Raw genomic sequence first — 18689 nt, forward strand, 5'->3', positions numbered from 1 at the left:
TCGACGATGACGATGCATGGTCGCGCGTGATCGGCGGGCAGTTCGAGCCCGTCACGACAGGACCGCGCGCCGAACCGCACGCCTCGTATGCGGGGTTCCCAGGGGGATGCCGCGGCGAGAGGTCGCGCGAGAGCTCCGTCGTGGGGGCGCCTTGACGCTCTGCGCGGAGCGTGCCAGCTTTCACCATGGCTCGTTCGCTGCACGAGGTCGCGCTCCTGGCCGCTCTGGCGCTCGCCCCCGCCTGTGTCGTCACGGGCGATCCCACGGGCGACCCCACGGGCACCGACGGGACCGGTCCGGGCGAGGTCGTCGGCGGCTCGAGCTCGCAGCCGGGCGGTGAGGCCTGCGATTGCACCGACGACCCCGACGATCCGTCGTGCTGTCCGGACGGTGAGCCCGAGGCGAGCGTCGACGCATACTACGTCGCAGCGTCGGTGTTCGCGGCCGGTGAGTGCAATTTCAATAATTGTGCGAAGGACGGCTGGTCCGTCGCCACGCCGGCGGGGGAGGTGGAGGTGCGCTGCAACTTCAGCAATTGTCTGAAGGACGGCTGGGTGGCCGAGTTCCCGGATGGCGACCGCGCCCGCACCTCCTGCAACTTCAGCGATTGCTTCAAGGACGGCTGGCGCACGGAGCTGCCCGACGGGCAGAGCGCGAGTACCCGCTGCAGCTTCAGCAACTGTCCCAAGGACGGGTGGACCACCGACATCCCCGGCGTCGGGACGGCGACCACGCGGTGCAACTTCCAGAGCTGCCTCACCGACGGCTGGGTCACCGATCTGCCGGGCGGCGACCAGGTGCGCTGTACGTGCGAGTACCAGGACTGTCTGACCTACGGCGCGAGTTGTGACTGAGCCGCCGCGACGCTCGGGCTGAAGCCCTGGGAGTGATTCGCGGGCGCGGGGTCGGAGCTCGCGCGGAGGATCGTCGAGGCCTCGCTGAATCGGCCTCCCGTTCGCCTCGTGGCCGGGTGACCCGCCCACGCGGCGAGCGATGCGCCGCTCCCGGGACGTGGCCGGCGCTCTCGCCACCGCTGGCCGGGGGGAATCGTCCCCTGCCATTTGTCGCGGCTCGTCCAGGCCTCGGCCCGTGTCGTGTAAAGAAAACGTATACGAACTGCACATACCGTGCCTGCGGTTCGGCGAATGTCGAGCTCGGCTCAGGTCGCTCGCCATGATCGGCGGCCGGAGTCGAGTTGTCTCGAAACGAGGCCATGCTCGCCTCGACAAGGGTAACGACTAGCGGCGGTCCATGCGCGCAATGGATGGGGTAGGCGTCGTTCGTCGCCGCAGGACCACTTTCATCCCCCACGAGTGGCTCGAGGCCGGGATGCTCCCATTCTGTGCGCGCGTCGAGGCGACCGTCGAGGTCGCACATTTCCAGGTTCAACCGAGAGAGAAGGAGAGGTTCCCATGAGACAGGATGATCGTCGTCACATGCAAGAAGAGCAGAGCTACGGCCGCCGGACGCGGCAGTCGTCCCACGAGCACGAAGGACGCGAGCGCGACGAGCGACTCGCCCGTCGCCGCTACGACGACGAGGGCGCCGAGTTCGAAGAGCCGCGCGGCGGAGAATTCATGCAGCAGGGCGGCTACGGCCGATACGAAGGCCAGGGCTCGCAATACGGCGGGCAGGGCCAGTATCGCGAGCACGGCCAGTACGGGCAGCAGGGCTACGGCATGCAGGGCCAGTACGGCGGGCAGGGCATGCAGGGCATGCCGGGCCAGTACGGCGGGCAGGGCATGCAGGGCATGCAGGGCCAGCACGGCGGGCAGGGCCAGTACGGTTCACAGGGGTACGGCGGTTACGGCGGGCAGTACGGCCAGCAGGGTTACGGCGGGCAGGGCATGCAGGGCATGCAGGGCCATTACGGCGGGCAGGGCCAGTACGGCGGGCAGGGCCAGTACGGCGGGCAGGGCTACGGCGGCTACGGCGGGCAGAGCCAGTACGGGCAGGGTCAGTACGGGCAGAGCCAGTACGGGCAGGGTCAGTACGGGCAGGGTCAATACGGCCAGCAGGGTTACGGCGGGCAGGGCCAGTACGGCCAACAATACGGGCAGCAGGGCCAGTACGGCGGTACGCACCAGTACGGCCAGGGTCAGCGGATGGGCCAGGGTTACGGCGGCGGGTACGGTCGCGAGGGATATCGCGGCTACGAGGGGGAGGAGATGCCTCGCCGCCGCAGCTTCGGCGAGGAGGGCCGCGGCATGAGCGGCATGGGCGGCATGGGCGGCATGGGCAGGATGCAGGAGCGCGGCCGCTTCACCGGCCGCGGGCCGAAGGGCTACCGCCGCTCGGACGAGCGGATCACCGAGGAGATCTGCGAGACCCTGACGCGGGAGCCGTCGGTCGACGCCAGCGAGGTCGAGGTGAAGGTCCAGCAGGGCGTGGTGATCCTGAGCGGCACCGTCGACGACCGCGACACCAAGCGTCTGGTGGAGGATCTCAGCGAGGACATCTCGGGCGTCCGCGAGATCCAGAACCAGATCCGCGTCAGCCACGGGCAGCCCGGCCGCGAGCAGGGCGAGCAGGGCCAGTCCGGCCGCGTCCAGGGCGAGCAGGGGCAGACGACCCGCGGCAAGACCGAGACGACGGGCAGCTCCTCGCGCACGCGCGAGGCGTGAGCGCGACCGTCAGCTCCGACGCGCGCGTGTGACGGCGCGCGCGTCGACGTGCCGCCGCGGAGGACTCGTGAGCGCAGCGGCCCGTCTGCGGTGTGACCGCAGGTCTCCGGCTGCGTGATAGGACATGTTCGAAAGGATATGTCCTCTCGTGCAGGTCTTCGCGCGGCTCACAGGCCGCCGGTGACCTTGAGCACGGCGCCCGACACGTAGGACGCGCGGTCGGACAGCAGCCACACGATCGCCTCGGCGACCTCGTCCGCGCCGGCCACCCGGCGCAGCGGGGCGATCCTGGCGACCATCGCCGGCCGGTCGGGGTTGCCGGAGCGGGCGTGGATCTCGGTGTCGGTCGTGCCCGGCTGGACGGCGTTGACGCGGATCCCCAGCGGGCCGACCTCGCGGGCGACGCCGATCGTGAAGGTCTCGAGCGCCGCCTTCGACGCGGCGTAATGCACGTACTCGCCCGGGCTGCCGGTGACGGCGGCGATCGACGAGACGTTGACGATGACGCCGCCGCGCCCGCCTCGCTCGGTCGACATGCGCCGGATCGCCTGCTGCGTGCAGAAGATCGCCCCGGCCACGTTGACTGCGAGCACGCTGTGCACCGTCGCGGCCGCGACCTCCTCGACCCGCGCCGGCGCGCCGATGATCGCGGCGTTGTTCACCAGATGCGTGAGCGGGCCGAGGTCGCGCTCGCAGGTGGCGAAGAGGCGCTCGACGTCCGCCGGTGACGCGACGTCGGCCTTGACCGCGATCGCCTCGACGCCGCAGGCCCGGCAGTCGGCGACGACCTCCCGGGCGCGGGCGTCGTCGGCGGCGTAGTTGATGCAGACGCGATAACCAGCGCGCGCGGCCAGCCGCGCCGTCGCGGCCCCGATGCCGCGGCCGCCGCCGGTGATCAGGACGGTGCGCGGTGAATCGCTCGTCTCGTGCATGTCGTGGCTCCCTGCGATCGTCGTGACCGGCGAAGCTCGGCGTTGTCGGTCTCGACAGTCACGTCCTCGCGGCGAGTATATCGGAAGCCGCCGGGCCCTCGCCCGCGAGGTTCACGCGCGCAGCCCCCGACGGCGAGAACCGGAATGCCGCGTCGTTCGCGTCCACCGTGATCGACCGTCCACTCACGGCCGCCGAGGACGGCGAGCAGCGCGGCGCCTCGCCGCGACGGCTGCATCGAGCTCGCCGTCGAGGATTCGCGTCGCTGGCTCGTCGGCCGGTCCTGGGTGCTGATTCTCGCGAACTCGGCGCTCGCGTCGGTGCGTGCGGCCACCGAGCTTGCGCCCGCGGGGGCGAATCCTGCGGGCGGATGGTTCGACCTTTGCCCGAGCCGAGCCCGCGCGCATGACGGCGCGGCGCGGCTCCGGCAGGTCTCGGAGCGCCATTGACGGCAGTGACCTGCGCGCTGCGCGAGCCGTCGTGCGCTCGGCGATCGAGCCGGTCCGGCGCGCGCTGGCTCGGACTCACGCGTTGTCCCGCATGCGCCGGCGTGTCATGATGCGACGACGGGGAGAGCCGCATGCCGCGCGCTCTCGTCGACGATTGGAGACAAAATGCCCATTGAGCATTGCTGCGTCACGCCCGCGGAGATGCGGAGCATCTATCACATCACCACTTCGACCCTGAATCAGGTGGTGTATACAGTCCCGGCCGACAAGGTGTTCGTGCTCACCGCGTGGACCCTGATCTACGCCAACAGCATCAACCCTCAGTCCATCAGCGTGTGGCTGCGGCGCGACACCACGAGGATCGCCTACAACCGGCTCTGGCAGACCGGGCAGCTGCACCATCACCTCGACCTCGATCCGGGCGTCCCGTTCGCCGCCGGCGAGCAGCTGGTGCTCGAGGGTCTGGTCAACACCTTCGCGCTGCACATGTTCTACGGCTACGAGCGGGACGCGTGACCGGCACGCGCCTTCGCGGCGCCGGGCGAGGGAGACACCGCTCGGGCCCGGCGTCGCACAGGCGATGACAGGCGCTGACACGGGTTTGCGCATGTGCCGTCCGTGATCCGCCGAGGTCACTGGCGACACGATCGATCGGGCCGGCATCGATTCCGCCGCAGCCCTGAAAGGATCCTGCTGTCAATGTCGCGCTTCCTCGCCGGGCTCACGGTCCTCGCAGCGCTCGCCTGTCCCTCCTGTACCCGCCATGACAGCGCCTCGGTCGCGCCGGCGGACGGGTCCACGGCGGCCGAACCGGCCCGCGGGTCCGAAACGCGGGCTGCTCGGGCCCTCGAGCGCGACGGCGCGCCGGTGCTCGGCCACCTGCTGATCCCGAGCGCGACCGGGCTGCTCGCCGACCTGCGCACGCACGTGGCCCCCGTGAACATGGCGGCGAGGCTTCGGCCCGAGGTGATCGCGGAATGGGCGGTGCGGCGATTCCGGCTGGATCCCCGCGTCGCCGCGCAGTTCGACCTCCAGCGCCCGCTCGGCTGCGTCGTCGGCGACCTCGGCCGGCACCCGGGCGACTTCGCCTGCACGTTCGGCTACGTCGGCGGGGCCGCGGGGCTCGTCCGCGACCTCGGCGCGAGCACGGACGCCGACGGGCACGCCGGCGCCCTCCTGACCGGTCAGACCGCGCTCTACCTCGACGCGCTCGGCCGCGACGTCGTGATCAGCGGGACCCGCGACTTCTTCCCCCGCACGCGGGCGTACCTGGCGGGCAACGTCGTCGCGCGCGCGCCCGAGGTCAGCGCCGGGATCGAGGCCGTGGTGTTCACGCGCGACGTGTTCGGCCGCCACGGTGCGGCGATCGAGGCGTGGGCGACCACGCCCGACGCGCGCAAGCAGGAGCGGCTCGAGCAGATGCTGGCGGGCGCGCCGGCGTCGATCGGGCGCGCGTTCGAGATCCTCGAGCTGGCCAAGCGCGAGTTCGACGGCCTCAACGTGCGCGAGCTCGCCGAGCACGAGCAGGCGAGCTTCACCCTCAGCGTCGGCGACCCCGGGGCGTCGCTGGCCTGGCAGTTCGTGCCGGTCGCCGGCGGGCGCTTCCCCGGCGCCAGCCTGTCGCGCGGGCGCAAGCTCGACGCCGGGTTCGTCGAGGCGCTGCCGGCCGGCGCGCTGGCGCTGGTGGCCCAGAACCTCGAGCTGCGCAGCGGGCGAGCCTGGAACATGTACAGCGCCGGCGGTGCGACCGAGGCGGAGGTCCAGCAGCGACTGCGCGCCACCGCCGACGCCCTGTCGGCGCTGCGCGGCGCGCCGGTGCGCCTGGAGAGCGTCGGGCGCGAGGTCGCCGAGGACGTCGCGCTGTACGACGGCCACATCGCGCACCTGCTGCTCGAGCAGCCGGGCTCGCCGCTCGGCCTCGGGATGCTGTCGACCTACCGCCTCGTCCCCGGTGCCGACGCGCGCGCGGCCTGGCTCGCGTGGACCCGCCGGTTCTCCGCCGAGTCGGTCCTCGGGGCGACGTTGAGCAAGCTCTTGCCGTGGACCTTCACGCCGGCCGCGTACTCGATCGACGGCGTCCCGGTCGATCGCTGGACGATCCGCCTGTCTGGCCTGCTCGGACCCGAGGCCGCGGACGACCTCGGCGAGGTCGCGCCGGTCCTCGTCACCGAGGGCCTGAACATCGACCGCCTCGAGACCGCGGGTCAGGTCCACTTCGCCGTCGCCCCGGGCGCCGAGGAGCCGCTGTTGCGGCGCGCGCTCGCGGCCCGCGACGGCCGCGCGTCGCTGCACGACGACGCGACGCTGTCCGCGGTCCTGCGCCGGGCCTCGGGGGCCAACGTCGTCATGGCCTTCGACTTCGCCCGCTCCGTCGACTGGTTCGAGCGCCTGCTGGTCCACTTCAACGTGATCGAGGCCGGCACCCTGCCGCGGTCGTACGGGCGCGGCCTCGACGACGTGACCATGCATTTCAGCGAGCCCGAGGCGGGGCTCGTCAGCGGCGAGATCGTCGTCGGCCACGGGATCCTCGCCGGCCTCCGGCGATGGGCGCCCTGACGACAGGCGAGGATCCTGGACCCACGAGGCGCAGCTGGGACGCCGTCGCCTCGGGGCTGCTGTCACTTGCGACCTCCGCTCGCGCTGCGCGGCATGAATCGGGGTCGGACGCAAGAGGCCCGCCGGGTCGCCCCGGCGGGCCTGCTGTCGAGCTCGGCTGGCGCTCATCGTCGAGCGAGCGGCCAGTCGGTTCCGCTCGCTCTCTTCGCAGGGCGCAGCTCAGGCCGGGAAGAGCTGGGGCAGCCTCGTGGCGAGCGACATGTCGCCCTCGACCCGCATCTTGCCGCCCATGAAGGCCTGCATGCCGTCGGTCTCGCCGTCGACGATGGCCCGGAAGGTCGCGCTGTCCAGGACGAGGGTGACGTTCGCGTCGGGGTTCTTGCCTTCCTGCAGGCCGCAGGTGCCGTCCTTGACGACGAGGGCGAAGTCCTGGTCTTCGTCCGTGATGCGGAAGCCGAACACCAGGTCCAGGCCGGCGGCGGCGTTCGGGTTGAACTTGTCTCGCATGGCGTGAATCGTATGGGTCGAGGTGGTCATGGTTCGATCCTCCTGGAAATGGAAGCGCGGTCAGGTGGGACGCTATGAGGACACCTTGGAGCTGTCAACCATCCGGGGCGACCCTCCTCGCAAGGAGGCGGAGTCGCGCTCGGCAGGTCGGTGGGTTCGTCTCGCACGTGTGGGCCGAATGCTCGCCCGGGCCGCCAGGGCGTTGCGCGGCGCGACGTCGCGTGCGACGCTCGCCGGTCGATGGATCGCTGGCCGCGTACACGCCGGCGTCCTATGTCCCGAGGGACATGTCGACGGAGGACGCGACTTCGCCGAGGACGTCCTGGCCGCGCCTGGACATCCAGCTCTTCATCGTCCTGACGGCCGGGGCTGATCGTTGCGACATGTCTTTTAGGACATGTACGATCGAAGCTCGGCGCCCGCGTACTTCGAGGGGCCGTCAAGGATGTGACGGCCTCGGGTCGCGCCGGTGGCGCGGCCGCCCGCGTCGCTTGCTCTGCAGCTCCGGGCGATCGGGGGCCTGCCGAGCTGCGAGCGTCGTGGGTCGCGGGCTCGACTCCTGAACGCGAGTGCGGCCTGCAGGGGACACCGACTGCCGAGGTGCGCGCAGTCCTGCGACGGCATGGCCATCCGGCTCGCGTTGCTCCTCACCGAGGCCGCGTGCTAGGGTCGATCTGCGATGAGGTTGTCGCTCGCGCTGGGCCTGGCGGTGTCGATGGGCGCGGCGGCGGCGTGCCTGGTGGATCTCGAGGAGCGGCGCGTGTGCGGTGACGCCTACGTCGACGAGCAGGCGGGCGAAGAGTGCGACCCGGCGGTCCCGGCCAGCTACGAGGGGCGCTGTCTCGCCGAGGGCAAGGTGGCCCGCGACAGCACGCCGTGCGACCCGAAAGACTGCACCCTCAAGCTCGAGAACTGCTCGCTGTGCGGCAACGGCGTGGTCGATGAGGGCGAATCGTGCGACCCCGCGGCTCCTGGCCGGCCGGCCTGCCTCGGGGAGGGCGAGGCGATCTGCACGGGTCAGTGCACCATCGACCGTTCGGGATGCGCCGCTGCTTGCGGCGACGGCAAGGTCGATGCCAACGAGGAGTGCGACACCGCGCTCGGTGACGCGGACGAGGATATCCTGTGTACCGGGCTGCCGTCGCCCTACGGCGGGAGCCGGCCCTATGGCGGCGGCAAGACCCGAAAGTGCACGGCCGGCTGCCGCTGGGACCGGTCGGATTGCAACTACTGCGGCAATGGCATGCTCGAGGACAGCGAGGAGATCGCTGTCGACTTCGCGGGGCAGGTCAAGCACGTGGCCGAGAAGTGCGATCTCGACGCCGAGGGCAACACGCTCGCCGACAAGACCGCGTCGCGTCAGTTCTGCCAGGAGGAAGTGTGCGGCGGTAACTTCGCGGTCGAGTGCGCGGTCGGATGCACCGCCGACTGCCAGGGCTTCGTACGCGTGAATGGCGACGAGGATACCTGCTGCACCGCCAAGGGCGCAGACTGTCCTTATAGCCCGCTCCCTCCGCACGATCTCGTCGATGACCGCGAGCCTTGCTGTTGGGCCGTCGCTCATCCGAGCGAGGACCCGGTCGACTCCTGCCAGACCTACACGAACGATGAGCAGTTGACCTTCGTGCTGTGCAGATAGGCCGCGGGCTGTTTGGCGGGGGGGCGGCGGCGATCAATAGGTCTGCTCGATCGGTCCGCACGGCGGGCCCAGCAATTGGGCGCACTCGGGGGGAGTCGACAGTACGATCTCGACCCGGCGGTTCTTGGCCCGTCCTTCCTCTGTCTTGTTGGTGGCCACGGGCCTCTCCGCGTCCCAGCCACGCGCCACCAGCCGCTCGCGCGGGAGCCCGCGAGAGATCAGATAATCACGGATCGTGTTCGCCCGCTTGTGGGTCGCAACCCGCGCGTACTTGCCGGCCCTGTCGACGCGTCGTGGACGTCGATCGCCACCAGTCCGTCCTCGAATCGGAGCAGAGCGTCGGCCACCCGGTCGAGGATCGCTCGGCTCTCCGGCGCGAGCTCCCAGCTTCGCGGCCCTTTCCAGGCGATGGGCGCGGGCAGCTCGACGCGACATCCGACGAGCTCGAGCGGCGCGCAGCAGCCCGAGATGCATTGCGAGCCCGCGAGACAGGCTCCACCATCCCCACACGCGTACTCCGGACGGCAGCGCGGTCGCCCCTCTTTGCAACGCGCCTCCGACTCGCGGGATCGCGGATCGCCCGCAGGCGTCACAGCTGCGCCCGGAACCGCCCCGTCGGCGATCTCGGGAGCGAGGACCGGCCCGGTCGCCCTCGCTTCCTTCGCAGTCGGCCCGTGATTTGGCATCGTCGAGTCCTCGGCGGGGCGGTGACCACAATCGAGGGTCAGGGCCACGAGCGCGACTGCGAAGATCGGGGTTCCGCCCTTCGTCAGCGTGCCGTCCTGTCGCGGGTACGTGGGCGCCATGAGGCCTCAAGCGAGGTTCATCGCAGGAAATTGCGATCCAGTCTCCGGGGCGTACTTCGACGGAGCGTCCGGACCGCGGAGCGGCGCGAGGTCGATGACGGGGACCGCCGCGCTGCCGACGGCGTGGATGCTCTCGGACGATCGATTCATCATGGCTCTCCGACAGTCACGCTACACGACCTCGCGGAGCTCCGCGGTGTACTTCGCCAGGTTGTCGAAGAAGGCGCGCAGGACGGGGCTCTTGCCGCGCTCGGGGACGAACAGCGCGACGATGTCGACGGTCGCGCCGATGTGCTCCGGGAGCACCTGCACCAGCTTGTTCGCGGCGAGGTCTTCGCATACCAGGTGGATCGGCAGCAGCGCGATGCCAAGCCCCTCCAGCGCCGTGATCCGCAGCGTGGGGAGGTCGTTGGTGACCAACCAGGGGCGCACGGGCAGGGAGGCGCCGCGGAGCCGCGGCCAGGTCATGAGGCCCTCCGGGCTGCGCGGGCCCGAGAGCACCACGTGCTCGGCGAGGTCTTGCGGCCTCGTCGGCGCGGGGTGAAGCGCGAGGTAGGCCGGGCTGGCGACCGCGACGAACCACAAGTGGCCGAGCTTGCGACGCGTCCACGGCAGCTCGGGCGGGGCCTCGGAGGTGACGAGGGCGTCGAATCGCTCCTCGAGCAGATGAGGGCGCCGTTCGGTCACGACGATCTCGATCTCGACGGCGGGGTGCTGGCCCTGAAATCGCGCGAGCAGGCGGCCGATGAACGAACCGGCGAGGCCGGGCGGCGTGGCGAAGCGCAGGTGCCCGCGGATCTGGCCGGCCTCGGCGCGGACCGTCTCGGAGACCGTCTGGAGACGGGCGAGCAGGCCCCCGGCCTCCGCCGAGAGTCGTCGCGCGGCCTCAGTCAGGGTGAAGCTGCGCGTGTTGCGCTCAGCGAGGACGACCCCGAGCTCCTGTTCGAGCCGCGCCAGTCGGCGGCTCACGGTGCTGCGTGGAACGCCGAGTTCGGCCGCGGCGGCGGTCAATGAGTGGGTGCGAGCGAGCACCAGGAGCGTGGGCAGGTTGGCGAGCAGAGCGTCCATGAGCGTCACTGTACCGGAGCATCGGCGCTCCAGTGAGGTGCTTCGATGTTGCATTGTCGCTCCCACGAGCGCGGCGTACTCTGATCCCCGGACGACGGCGCCGTGGGGCTGTCGACGGGGTCGCGCATCCGCCCGGCGGAGGAGCTCGATACGCCGGGGAGCGGAGGAGAGAGCCATGACGACGTTGCAGGTGCGGAAGGTGCAGTTCGACTTCGAGGGGGACATCCCGTTCCTGTGGCAGCCGGAGAGCCCGGCGTTCTCGCTGATGACGAACATGATCAGCATCATCGCCATCGCCTTCGAGAAATACATCGTGCAGGCCGTGCGGCAGGTGATGCCGCAGATCGGCGAGCCCACGGTCGCCGCCGAGGCGGACGCGTTCCTGCGCCAGGAGGCCCAGCACGCGCGGGTCCACCGGCAGCACTTGAAGGCGCTGATCCGGACGTACCCGGGCTTGCAAGAGACGGTCGATCGGGCGACCGCGTGCTTCGACGAGCTGCTCGCGACCCGGTCGTCGAAGTATCACCTGGCCTACATCGCCGACCTCGAGGCGACGTTCACGCCGACGTTCAAGCTGCTGCTCGACCACGAGGAGCAGCTGTTCCGCCCGGGCGACGAGCGGGTCGCGGCGATGTTTCTGTGGCACTTCGTCGAGGAGGTCGAGCACCGCAGCTCGGCCCTGATCGTCTACCGGGCGCTCGGCGGCGGCGAGGCGTACCGCCTCGCCGTGCTGCCGTCGGTGGTCCTGCACATGAACCGGGTGCTCGAGGTGATCCTCGGCGGCTTCAACGACCACGTGCCGCTCGCGGACCGCCAGATCGACGCGCGCGTGCTCCTCCCGGCCTTCCGCATCCGACACGCGCTCCGCTCGCTGGTGCCGTTCGGGCGCACCGGCGAGACCTTCCCCGACAGCTTCGCGGGCGTGCCCGCGAGCGCGCGAGCAGCGGCGACGCGGCGGATCTGGATGTCGCAGATGCCGAACCATGATCCCGAGGACCAACCGCTGCCCGAGTTCGCGGCCCGGTGGCTCGAGCGCTACGATCGCGGCGAAGACGTCGTCCGCTGGTACTCGTCCGAGCTGCCGCGCTGACGCGTCGTGCCCCGCGAATCGCCGGTGACGGTGCTCGCATTCGCGGTGGTCGACGCTGCGAATGCGCCGCTGCGTCTCGAGCTCGCTCGCCGACCCGAGCGTTCCGTGGCGCTCGGGCGGCTGCGACCGCGAGGTCGCGGGTCGGCGCCCCCGCTGGCATGATTCACGGGGCGTCGGCTCCTGCCCGGCGGGTCGCTGGATATGGCCACGTAGGCCCGCGCCAGGGGCGGAACGGAGGGAGCCGGCGAGCCGTGCGTCAAAAATCGCCGCAGCCGTTGAGGTTGTCGTAGAGCGTCATGCCGCCCTTGAAGCCGTTCGCCTTCATCAGGGTGAAGGCCATCTCGGCGTTGCCGCACCACAGCTTCTTGTTGTGGCCGAAATAGACGGTGCTCTTGGGGAGGAACGCGGCGACGTCGAGGACGTCGACGAGGTTGAAGTTGTGCTCGAGGCGGAGCTCGCCGCCGATGCTCGCCGAGCCGAGCCCTTCGAGGGTCTCGATGCCGTTGCTCGAGATGATCACGCTCCAGCCGACGAAGGTCAGCGCGCCGAGCCCGGTCAGGTCCTTGAGGGACGCGTTGGCCTTCAGCGTGAAGTAGCCGAACCCCTGCGGGGTGGCCCCGACCGAGACCAGGTTGCCGAGCGCATGGAGGTTGGCGAGCTGTGCGTTGAACTCGATGAGAAACTGTCCTCCGACCGATTCGAGGCTGTCGAGGCCGTCCAGGCTCGTGAGCGCGGTCTCTCGAATCTCGAGGTCGCCCCCGACCCGCTGCAAGCATTGCAGGCCGGCCAGACTCGCCAGACCCGGCGCGTGGATCGTCAAGGCGCCCGTGATCTCCTTGTAGGCGGCGAGAGCCTCGACGTCGAGCTGATTCTCGATGGAGTACGAGCCCTGCAGGACCCCGAGGTCGGGCGCGCAGTCGATCGGCTCGCCCGTGGTGCCGGTGGTGGTGTCGCCGGTGGTGGTGCCCGTGGTGCCGGTGGTGGTGTCGCCGGTGGAGGTGCCCGTGGTGGTGTCGCCGGTGGAAGTGCCGGTGGTGGTGTCGCCGGTGGCGCTGCCGTGGCTCGACTCGGAGTCCGTCGCTAGCGGCGAGGTCGATTCCTCGGTGGTGCTCTGCGTGCTCGTCGTGGTGGAGGTCGGCTCGGTGGTTGCGGGATCTGGCTCGCCCTCGGACGTGGAGGTCGAGCCGGTGGGCCCCGCCGTCGCGGTCGTGTCGCCCGGGCTCTCGCCGGGGCAGGCCGCGAACAGCCCGAGGCCGACGGTCAGCACGAGGGAGTCGAGGTGAAGATCGAGCCGCCGCGGCGACGACGGTACAGGCAGCCTGGTCATGCGAATCTCTCGAGGGTGGAAGAAATGGACGCAGCGAGGCGTCGGTCCGGTCGAGGTCACGACGCCGTCGCCTGCTGGGTTCGAAGGTGTTAATTGCCGCGTCGAGGCAGATCCGTCACCCCGCGGAGAGGTCCGCGCGAACGCTACCGCTCGCGAGTCACAGCCACCCTGCGCGACTCACTCGAGCGGGGCCGTCGCGGAGGCTGATGAAGGCTCGAGCCGAGCGACGGGCGCGCAGCCGGCGAGGGCAAGGCTGATCATTGCATCGCTGCGCGGATTCGTCATTCGTCCGACCCGGATCGGACTTTCGTGGCGCGAAGGGCGGGACAAGGCGCAGGCTCGAGGGCAGCGCGAGGTGAGGCGGTCGCCGCTCGCCCGCGGCCGTCCGCGCGTGGCGGATCGCTCACCGCTCCTACGCCGGCGTGGGCCGTGGGCGTCCGGGGCGCGGTTGCGGCGCGCGAGCGACGGCGCGTGCGAATGATGGCAGGCGTTCGATTGGCGCCACGCGATTTTGCAATTGCATCTCGCACCCGTGCGACGGACGCGGCGGCGCCTCCGGGGGGCGCTTCGGGTATGGAGTGGCGTGCGCGTCGGGCCGACCGGCGCGGCTGGAGCACCGACATGACGATCGACGCACCGACCGATCACCGCGTCCCCGGCCATGCGAGGGCCGAGCTCGCCGACGCCTTCACCGTGCGGCCGTTCGCGGCTTGCCTCGATGCGTTCTCGGCCCTCGGGAGCGGCGAGCCGCGCGAGCAGTCGGTGGATGGTGCGGGCAGGGCGTTCGCGTTCGAGGCGCTCGAGATCTGGCCCACACGGCCGCCGCACTGCGCCCTCCTCGAGGTGGACGAGCCGCAACTCGCGGTCCTCGCCGATCCGCGACGGCTCGCGCGCCTGCCCGTGTTCGCCCCGCTGCTCGGCACGTGGAACGCGAGGGTGACGGGTCACTGGTTCGCCGGACCGGGCTGGATCGTCGCCGGCCTTCAGTTCACACACGAGCAGCTCGACGAGGAGTCGGACGCGAGCTCGGACTTTTTTGCCGGGCTCGCGCTGTTCGCGGTCGAGGGTGGGTGGGCCGCGGCGGTGTGGCCCGCGAGGCGACACGAGGCCTTCGCCGCGGTCCTCGGATTCGCGCCCGAGCGGGCGAGCGAGCGGCACCCGTGCCAGTTTTGGTTCGGCGAATGACAGGCCGTTCGCTGCACCTGTGAGACAGCGCCGCGCGGGTCGAGGGGCCGCGACCGGTGAACGACCTCGTGGACTCGACGACGGCGTCGTTTCACTGCAGCGACGCGCCGATGCCGTCGTTCCCTGACGGATCGATCGCGCGCCCTCCGCTGTGAACCAGCGCCGTCGCTTCGCGGATTCGTCGCAATTTCTCGCCGGCGGTCGGCGACTCTACCCCTGCCATGAAGTTCCCCAACCTCGCGGACCGAACCGTGCCCTGTCTCGCCCTGACGCTCGCGCTTGCGCTCGGGTGCCTGCCCGACCCTTCGTCCGCAGGTACCGGCGGCGACTCGGACACGACGACGGCCGGCGCCACGGGCACCGACACCGACGGCGCGCCGACGACGAGCGAGACCACCGAGGACTCCACGGTCGAAGGGCCGCTGCCGTGCGACGGCGATGAGGGCCTCTTGCTGGGGGCGGGCGTCATCGCCGAGCCCTCCATGGAGGAGCCGAGCGACATCAGCCTCACTCTCGGCAGCGATCCGCTCACGTGCGAGAATCCGGACCAACAGTCGTTGACGCGCGAGGGCGACTGGTTCGTCCGGATCGGCATCCCCGCGGCCATCCAGGCGCCGGGACTCTACGCGCTGGAGGAGCTGTCGACCCTCGCGCTGTCGGGCAAGAAGACGTGCGACGGCGCGGTCGGCGGCCAGCTCCGCGGGACCCTCGAGATCTTCTCGATCGACGAAGCGGAGGTCCGGGGCCAGCTGTGCCACCTGGAGGGGCAGTGGGTCGACGACAACCCGACCAACGGGACCGGATTCAGCTTCGTCGCGTCGCGCTGCCCGTAGTCGCGCCGCGGGTCCCCGAGCCGACGCTCGTGGGAATCGATGTGGGCGCCCGGTGGGCGCCCGGTGGGCGCCCGTCACGACGGATGGTGAGGGCCGTCTCATGAGGCGCGCGCGCCATTCTTTCACGATCCGCTCGCCTCGGAGCTGCCTGCAGGCGCTCCGCGTGGCGCGCCGAGGGGCTTCACGCGTGGATCTCGGGGAGGGCCCGCGCGGGTCTCTTTTCGCTTCAGAGGCAATGCTCGGTGCTCTATAGTCGCGGACGAAGATGACCACGTCAGTCAGCAGTCCATTGGCGGCAGAGCTCTCCCTCGACAAGCGCGAGGTCGACAGGCTCTGGGAGTCCTTCCGGGTCTTCGACACCGACGGCAGCGGCACGATCTCCGCCGACGAGCTCGGGGCAGTGATGCGCTCGCTGGGCCAGAGCCCGACGGAGTCGCAGCTGCGCGGGCTGATCGAGGAGGTCGACACCGACCGCTCGGGCAGCATCGATTTCGGCGAGTTCACGACCTTGATGCTCGCGCGTTACGGCGACCGCCGCAGCCGCCTCGAGCTCGCGTTCGCCATCTTCGACCGGGACGGCAGCGGCCGCATCACCGCCGAGGAGATGAGCGGCGTGATGGGTCAGGTCGGCCTGACGGCGGCCGAGCTCGACGAGATGATCAAGGAGGTCGACGCCGACGGCGACGGCTCGATCGGCTTCGACGAGTTCTGTCAGCTGGCGCAGGCGGTGCCGACGCGGGCGCCGGGGGCGCTCGAGAGCGCGGCACCGCTGGCCAGCGCGGCGGCGACGGCGGCGGCGGTCGCAGGCGCGGTCGAGGCGCGGGAGCGGGCCGAGGCGGGGCTCGAGTCCTCGCCCGCTGCGGACGAACCCCAGGCCACCGTGGAGGTCGAGATCGGCCGCCTGCGCGAGCTGAACGCCCGCGAATCGCAGGCCGGCAAGGTCCGCGGGACGTCCGTCCTGCAGCTCCAGATCGGCCTGTTTCGCCTGATCCAGGGCGCCGCGTACCGCAGCTTCCGCGAGAGCTTCTCGGCCAACCACGAGACGCACCTGCGCGTGCGCAACCTGCCGTACCGGATCACCGAGTTCGTCGCGTTCGTGCGCGCCGCGATGGACTTGTACAAGGGGCTCGGGGTGGTCGAGGAGGTGTGCCACCCGACGCTCGACGCGGTCGCCGAGTCGCTGGAGGCCGAGTACGCGCGGCTGCAGGAGCGGATCGTCGACTGGCAGACTGTCCCGAAGACCGCGGAGATGCTGGTCGAGCACGAGGCGATGGTCGAGGCGCGCAGCCGGTCGGAGAACACGCGCGAGAAGTTCGCGGCGGGCGTCGAGTTCGCCATCAGCATGCAGAAGCAGCGGCTCGGCCTGGGCGACGTCGTCGAGGGCGTGCTGGCCCTCAACGAGCTGAGGCGCCTGCGCGCGGAGGAGCTGGCGCAGGAGCACGCGCCCGCGAAGGCCCAGGCGGCGGGCGACCCGAAGGCCTATCTCGACCGGTGGCACCGGGTCATCCTCGACAACGCGCTCGAGACGGTCGACGGCGCGATGATGCCGGTCCGCTACTTCTACGAGGACTTCATGCCGAAGCTCCTCAGCGCGTTCTCGGTCAGCAACGCGACCCACGTCGCCACCTGCGAGGCGCCGACCCACGCGGTGATGGACGGGTGGTTCCAGTGGATGCACGACGCCGGCGAGTTCGAGGTCTACGGCGAGGAGCTGGTGGCGGCGTTCCCGAATTGCAGCCCGGCCGAGAAGCTGCGCCTGATGCAGAGCTGGTGGCTGTCGCGGCACTACTTGAACGGGGTGCAGAAGCGGCGCGAGCGGGCGGAGTTCGGGCGCGACACGGGCAGCATCTCGCAGTACGTGGCCTTCATCGACGTGTACGTCGGCCGCAACGACGTGCGCGACGCGCAGATGCGGGTCAGCTTCCCGTACTTCATCGGCCCGGCGGTGTGGCGCTTCCTCCACACTGTCGCGGAGATCGTGTGTGACAAGCCGGCCGCCGAGCAGGAGCGGCTGGCCGTCCTGTTCAAGCGGTTCTTCAAGCTGTTCGCCACCATGTATCCGTGCCCGTACTGCCGGCACCACCTCAACGCCTACGTGGTGCAGAACCGCGAGGTGGACATGTACCCGGTGGAGTACCTGCTGCTCGGGCACGACCTCGAGGCGACCAGCTTCAACGTGTCGCTCGACGACAAGCTGCGAGCGGTGTCCGACGGGCCGTCGCTGCGGCTGTTCCTGTGGAAGCTCCACAACACCGTCTCGTCGTCGATCGCCCGCTCCGAGGAGTGGTACCACCGCGACGACGCCGCGTTCTACACGACGCGCTACTGGCCGAGCCTCGCGTCCGAGCTCGCGCGGGCCCGGGCGTTCAATCAGGCCTCCATCCCCGTCGAGCGCGTGGAGAGCAACTTCCGCATCATGGGCCCGGTCGGCAGGCTGGCGGGCGTGCGCCTGGAGCTGCACCGGCTGCTGGCGCGTGGCGACGCCGCGAGCGTCGTGCAGGCCAAGAAGCTCGCCCAGGACTACATCCGCGAGCTCGAGACCCGGGTGATCGCGGAGCGCTTCCTGCAGGACAACTACCACCTCGATCCGAACCTGAGCGATCCGCTGACCGTCAGCTTCTCCGAGGCAGAGGAGAAGCTCGGGCGGAGCGGGCTCTACACCGAGGATTGACGGCGCGGAGGACCGCGTTGCAGCCGTGTCACGTCATCCACGACGACTCGATCCGGCGCGGCCTTCGGTCGTTGTGGAGGAGCGTCCGTCTGACCGGTGAGCCGCTGCTCGCCCTGGCGTGGGCCGGCAGGTGAGGCGCCGATGCGTGCGAACCGACGCCTCGCCCTGCTCGCCCTGCTCGCTGCTTCGACCGCAGTCGTCGGTCTGGTCGCCGCTCGCCCCGGAGCGCATGATCCCGACGTCCACACCTGCAACTTGTGCGGCGTCACAAGCCGGTTCGACGCCGCCGGCGGCCGTCCCGGCGCTGCTTGCCCGCGTTGCAAGTCGCGCGAACGCCACCGTTTGCTGCTTCACTGGCTGGAGAACGAGACCACATTGCCGGCGAGAGCCTTCGACGTCCTGCACTTCTCGCCGATGCCGGGCGAAAAGGATGCCTATCGCCGGCGCACTCGTTGGCGCTACCGCACCGCGGATTCTATCCGCGGCAAAGAAGACCTCTCGCTCGACCTGACCGCGCTGCTGTTCCTCGACGACGCGACCTGGGACCTTCTGATCGTCTACCACGTGCTCGAGCACATCGAGGACGACCACGCCGCGATCCGCGAGATGTACCGCGTGCTCCGCCCGGGTGGCCTCGCCCTCGTGCAGGTCCCGCTCGAGCCCGGCCGCATGCACACCTACGAGGACCCGACGATCGTCGACCCTCACCAGCGGCTGGCGCACTTCGGCCAGGGCGACCACGTGCGCATCTACGCGGCGCGCGACCTCAAGTCGCGGCTCGAGGCGGCCGGCTTCGTCGTCGAGGCCGCCGACCCACTCGCGCGCCTGCCGGCGTGGCTGGTCGCGCGTCACGGCCTGTCGACCGGCGCCGCCGAACCACTCGACGAGCGGATCTGGCTGGCGAAGAAGCCGCGCAGCCCGTCCTGCGCAGCCTGCCCCGGCACGAGCGTCGAGTTCGGCAAGACCCGCAGAGCGCCGCCGCGATGATCGAGGGGCAGGGCGCA

At 70.6% G+C, this 18689-nt stretch carries 15 protein-coding genes; 10 read left to right on the plus strand and 5 right to left on the minus strand.

Annotated features, from left to right (window positions below):
• Window positions 1–185: 185 nt before the first annotated feature.
• Together O0S08_RS06025 and O0S08_RS06030 are read left to right on the plus strand one after the other, a co-directional pair.
• Window positions 186–854, plus strand: coding sequence for a hypothetical protein (locus tag O0S08_RS06025; protein ID WP_269038048.1), 669 nt, complete (start codon window positions 186–188; stop codon window positions 852–854).
• Between the two features lie 582 nt (window positions 855–1436).
• Window positions 1437–2624 carry a BON domain-containing protein gene (locus O0S08_RS06030; RefSeq protein WP_269038049.1) on the plus strand — a complete coding sequence of 396 codons (1188 nt, stop codon included), beginning with the start codon at window positions 1437–1439 and terminating at the stop codon, window positions 2622–2624.
• Between the two features lie 167 nt (window positions 2625–2791).
• Here O0S08_RS06030 and O0S08_RS06035 read toward each other — a convergent pair whose 3' ends face one another.
• A complete protein-coding gene (locus O0S08_RS06035) occupies window positions 2792–3556 on the minus strand; it encodes an SDR family oxidoreductase (RefSeq protein ID WP_269038050.1) in 765 nt (254 codons plus the stop codon).
• 612 nt (window positions 3557–4168) lie between these two features.
• On the opposite strand from O0S08_RS06035, the gene O0S08_RS06040 reads away from it, so the two are divergent.
• Together O0S08_RS06040 and O0S08_RS06045 are read left to right on the plus strand one after the other, a co-directional pair.
• Window positions 4169–4519, plus strand: a complete 351-nt coding sequence (locus O0S08_RS06040; protein WP_269038051.1) for a hypothetical protein — start codon at window positions 4169–4171, stop codon at window positions 4517–4519.
• 183 nt (window positions 4520–4702) lie between these two features.
• Entirely contained in the window at window positions 4703–6559 is a 1857-nt protein-coding gene (locus O0S08_RS06045) for a hypothetical protein (RefSeq protein ID WP_269038052.1), read from the plus strand.
• A 219-nt stretch (window positions 6560–6778) separates the two neighbouring features.
• On the opposite strand, the gene O0S08_RS06050 is transcribed toward O0S08_RS06045, so the two are convergent.
• A complete protein-coding gene (locus O0S08_RS06050) occupies window positions 6779–7096 on the minus strand; it encodes an SCP2 sterol-binding domain-containing protein (protein ID WP_269038053.1) in 318 nt (105 codons plus the stop codon).
• A gap of 649 nt (window positions 7097–7745) precedes the next feature.
• On the opposite strand from O0S08_RS06050, the gene O0S08_RS06055 reads away from it, so the two are divergent.
• A complete protein-coding gene (locus O0S08_RS06055; RefSeq protein ID WP_269038054.1) occupies window positions 7746–8705 on the plus strand; it encodes a hypothetical protein in 960 nt (319 codons plus the stop codon).
• A gap of 33 nt (window positions 8706–8738) precedes the next feature.
• Here the strand turns inward: O0S08_RS06055 and O0S08_RS06060 are convergent, their stop codons facing one another.
• Window positions 8739–9179: an OmpA family protein gene (locus O0S08_RS06060; RefSeq protein WP_308477870.1), complete on the minus strand. Its 441-nt coding sequence runs from the start codon at window positions 9177–9179 to the stop codon at window positions 8739–8741.
• 503 nt (window positions 9180–9682) lie between these two features.
• Window positions 9683–10579 (minus strand): LysR family transcriptional regulator, encoded by an 897-nt coding sequence (locus O0S08_RS06065; RefSeq protein WP_269038055.1) that lies wholly within the window; start codon window positions 10577–10579, stop codon window positions 9683–9685.
• Window positions 10580–10754: 175 nt separating this feature from the next.
• On the opposite strand from O0S08_RS06065, the gene O0S08_RS06070 reads away from it, so the two are divergent.
• A complete protein-coding gene (locus O0S08_RS06070) occupies window positions 10755–11669 on the plus strand; it encodes a metal-dependent hydrolase (protein ID WP_269038056.1) in 915 nt (304 codons plus the stop codon).
• 256 nt (window positions 11670–11925) lie between these two features.
• Here the strand turns inward: O0S08_RS06070 and O0S08_RS06075 are convergent, their stop codons facing one another.
• A complete protein-coding gene (locus O0S08_RS06075; protein ID WP_269038057.1) occupies window positions 11926–12996 on the minus strand; it encodes a hypothetical protein in 1071 nt (356 codons plus the stop codon).
• A 621-nt stretch (window positions 12997–13617) separates the two neighbouring features.
• Between O0S08_RS06075 and O0S08_RS06080 the strand changes: the two genes are divergently transcribed.
• The 4 genes from O0S08_RS06080 to O0S08_RS06095 all read left to right on the plus strand — a co-directional run bounded on the left by O0S08_RS06080 (window position 13618) and on the right by O0S08_RS06095 (window position 18672).
• Complete coding sequence (locus O0S08_RS06080; RefSeq protein WP_269038058.1) at window positions 13618–14181, plus strand: hypothetical protein; 564 nt, start codon at window positions 13618–13620, stop codon at window positions 14179–14181.
• A gap of 221 nt (window positions 14182–14402) precedes the next feature.
• A complete protein-coding gene (locus tag O0S08_RS06085) occupies window positions 14403–15014 on the plus strand; it encodes a hypothetical protein (protein WP_269038059.1) in 612 nt (203 codons plus the stop codon).
• A 265-nt stretch (window positions 15015–15279) separates the two neighbouring features.
• On the plus strand, window positions 15280–17685 hold the full coding sequence (locus O0S08_RS06090; RefSeq protein ID WP_269038060.1) for an EF-hand domain-containing protein: 2406 nt from the start codon (window positions 15280–15282) through the stop codon (window positions 17683–17685).
• A 141-nt stretch (window positions 17686–17826) separates the two neighbouring features.
• Window positions 17827–18672, plus strand: coding sequence for a methyltransferase domain-containing protein (locus O0S08_RS06095; RefSeq protein WP_269038061.1), 846 nt, complete (start codon window positions 17827–17829; stop codon window positions 18670–18672).
• The last annotated feature ends 17 nt before the right edge of the window (window positions 18673–18689 follow it).

The sequence above is a fragment of the Nannocystis punicea genome, assembly GCF_026965555.1.
Classification (GTDB): Bacteria; Myxococcota_A; Polyangia; order Nannocystales; family Nannocystaceae; genus Nannocystis; species Nannocystis punicea.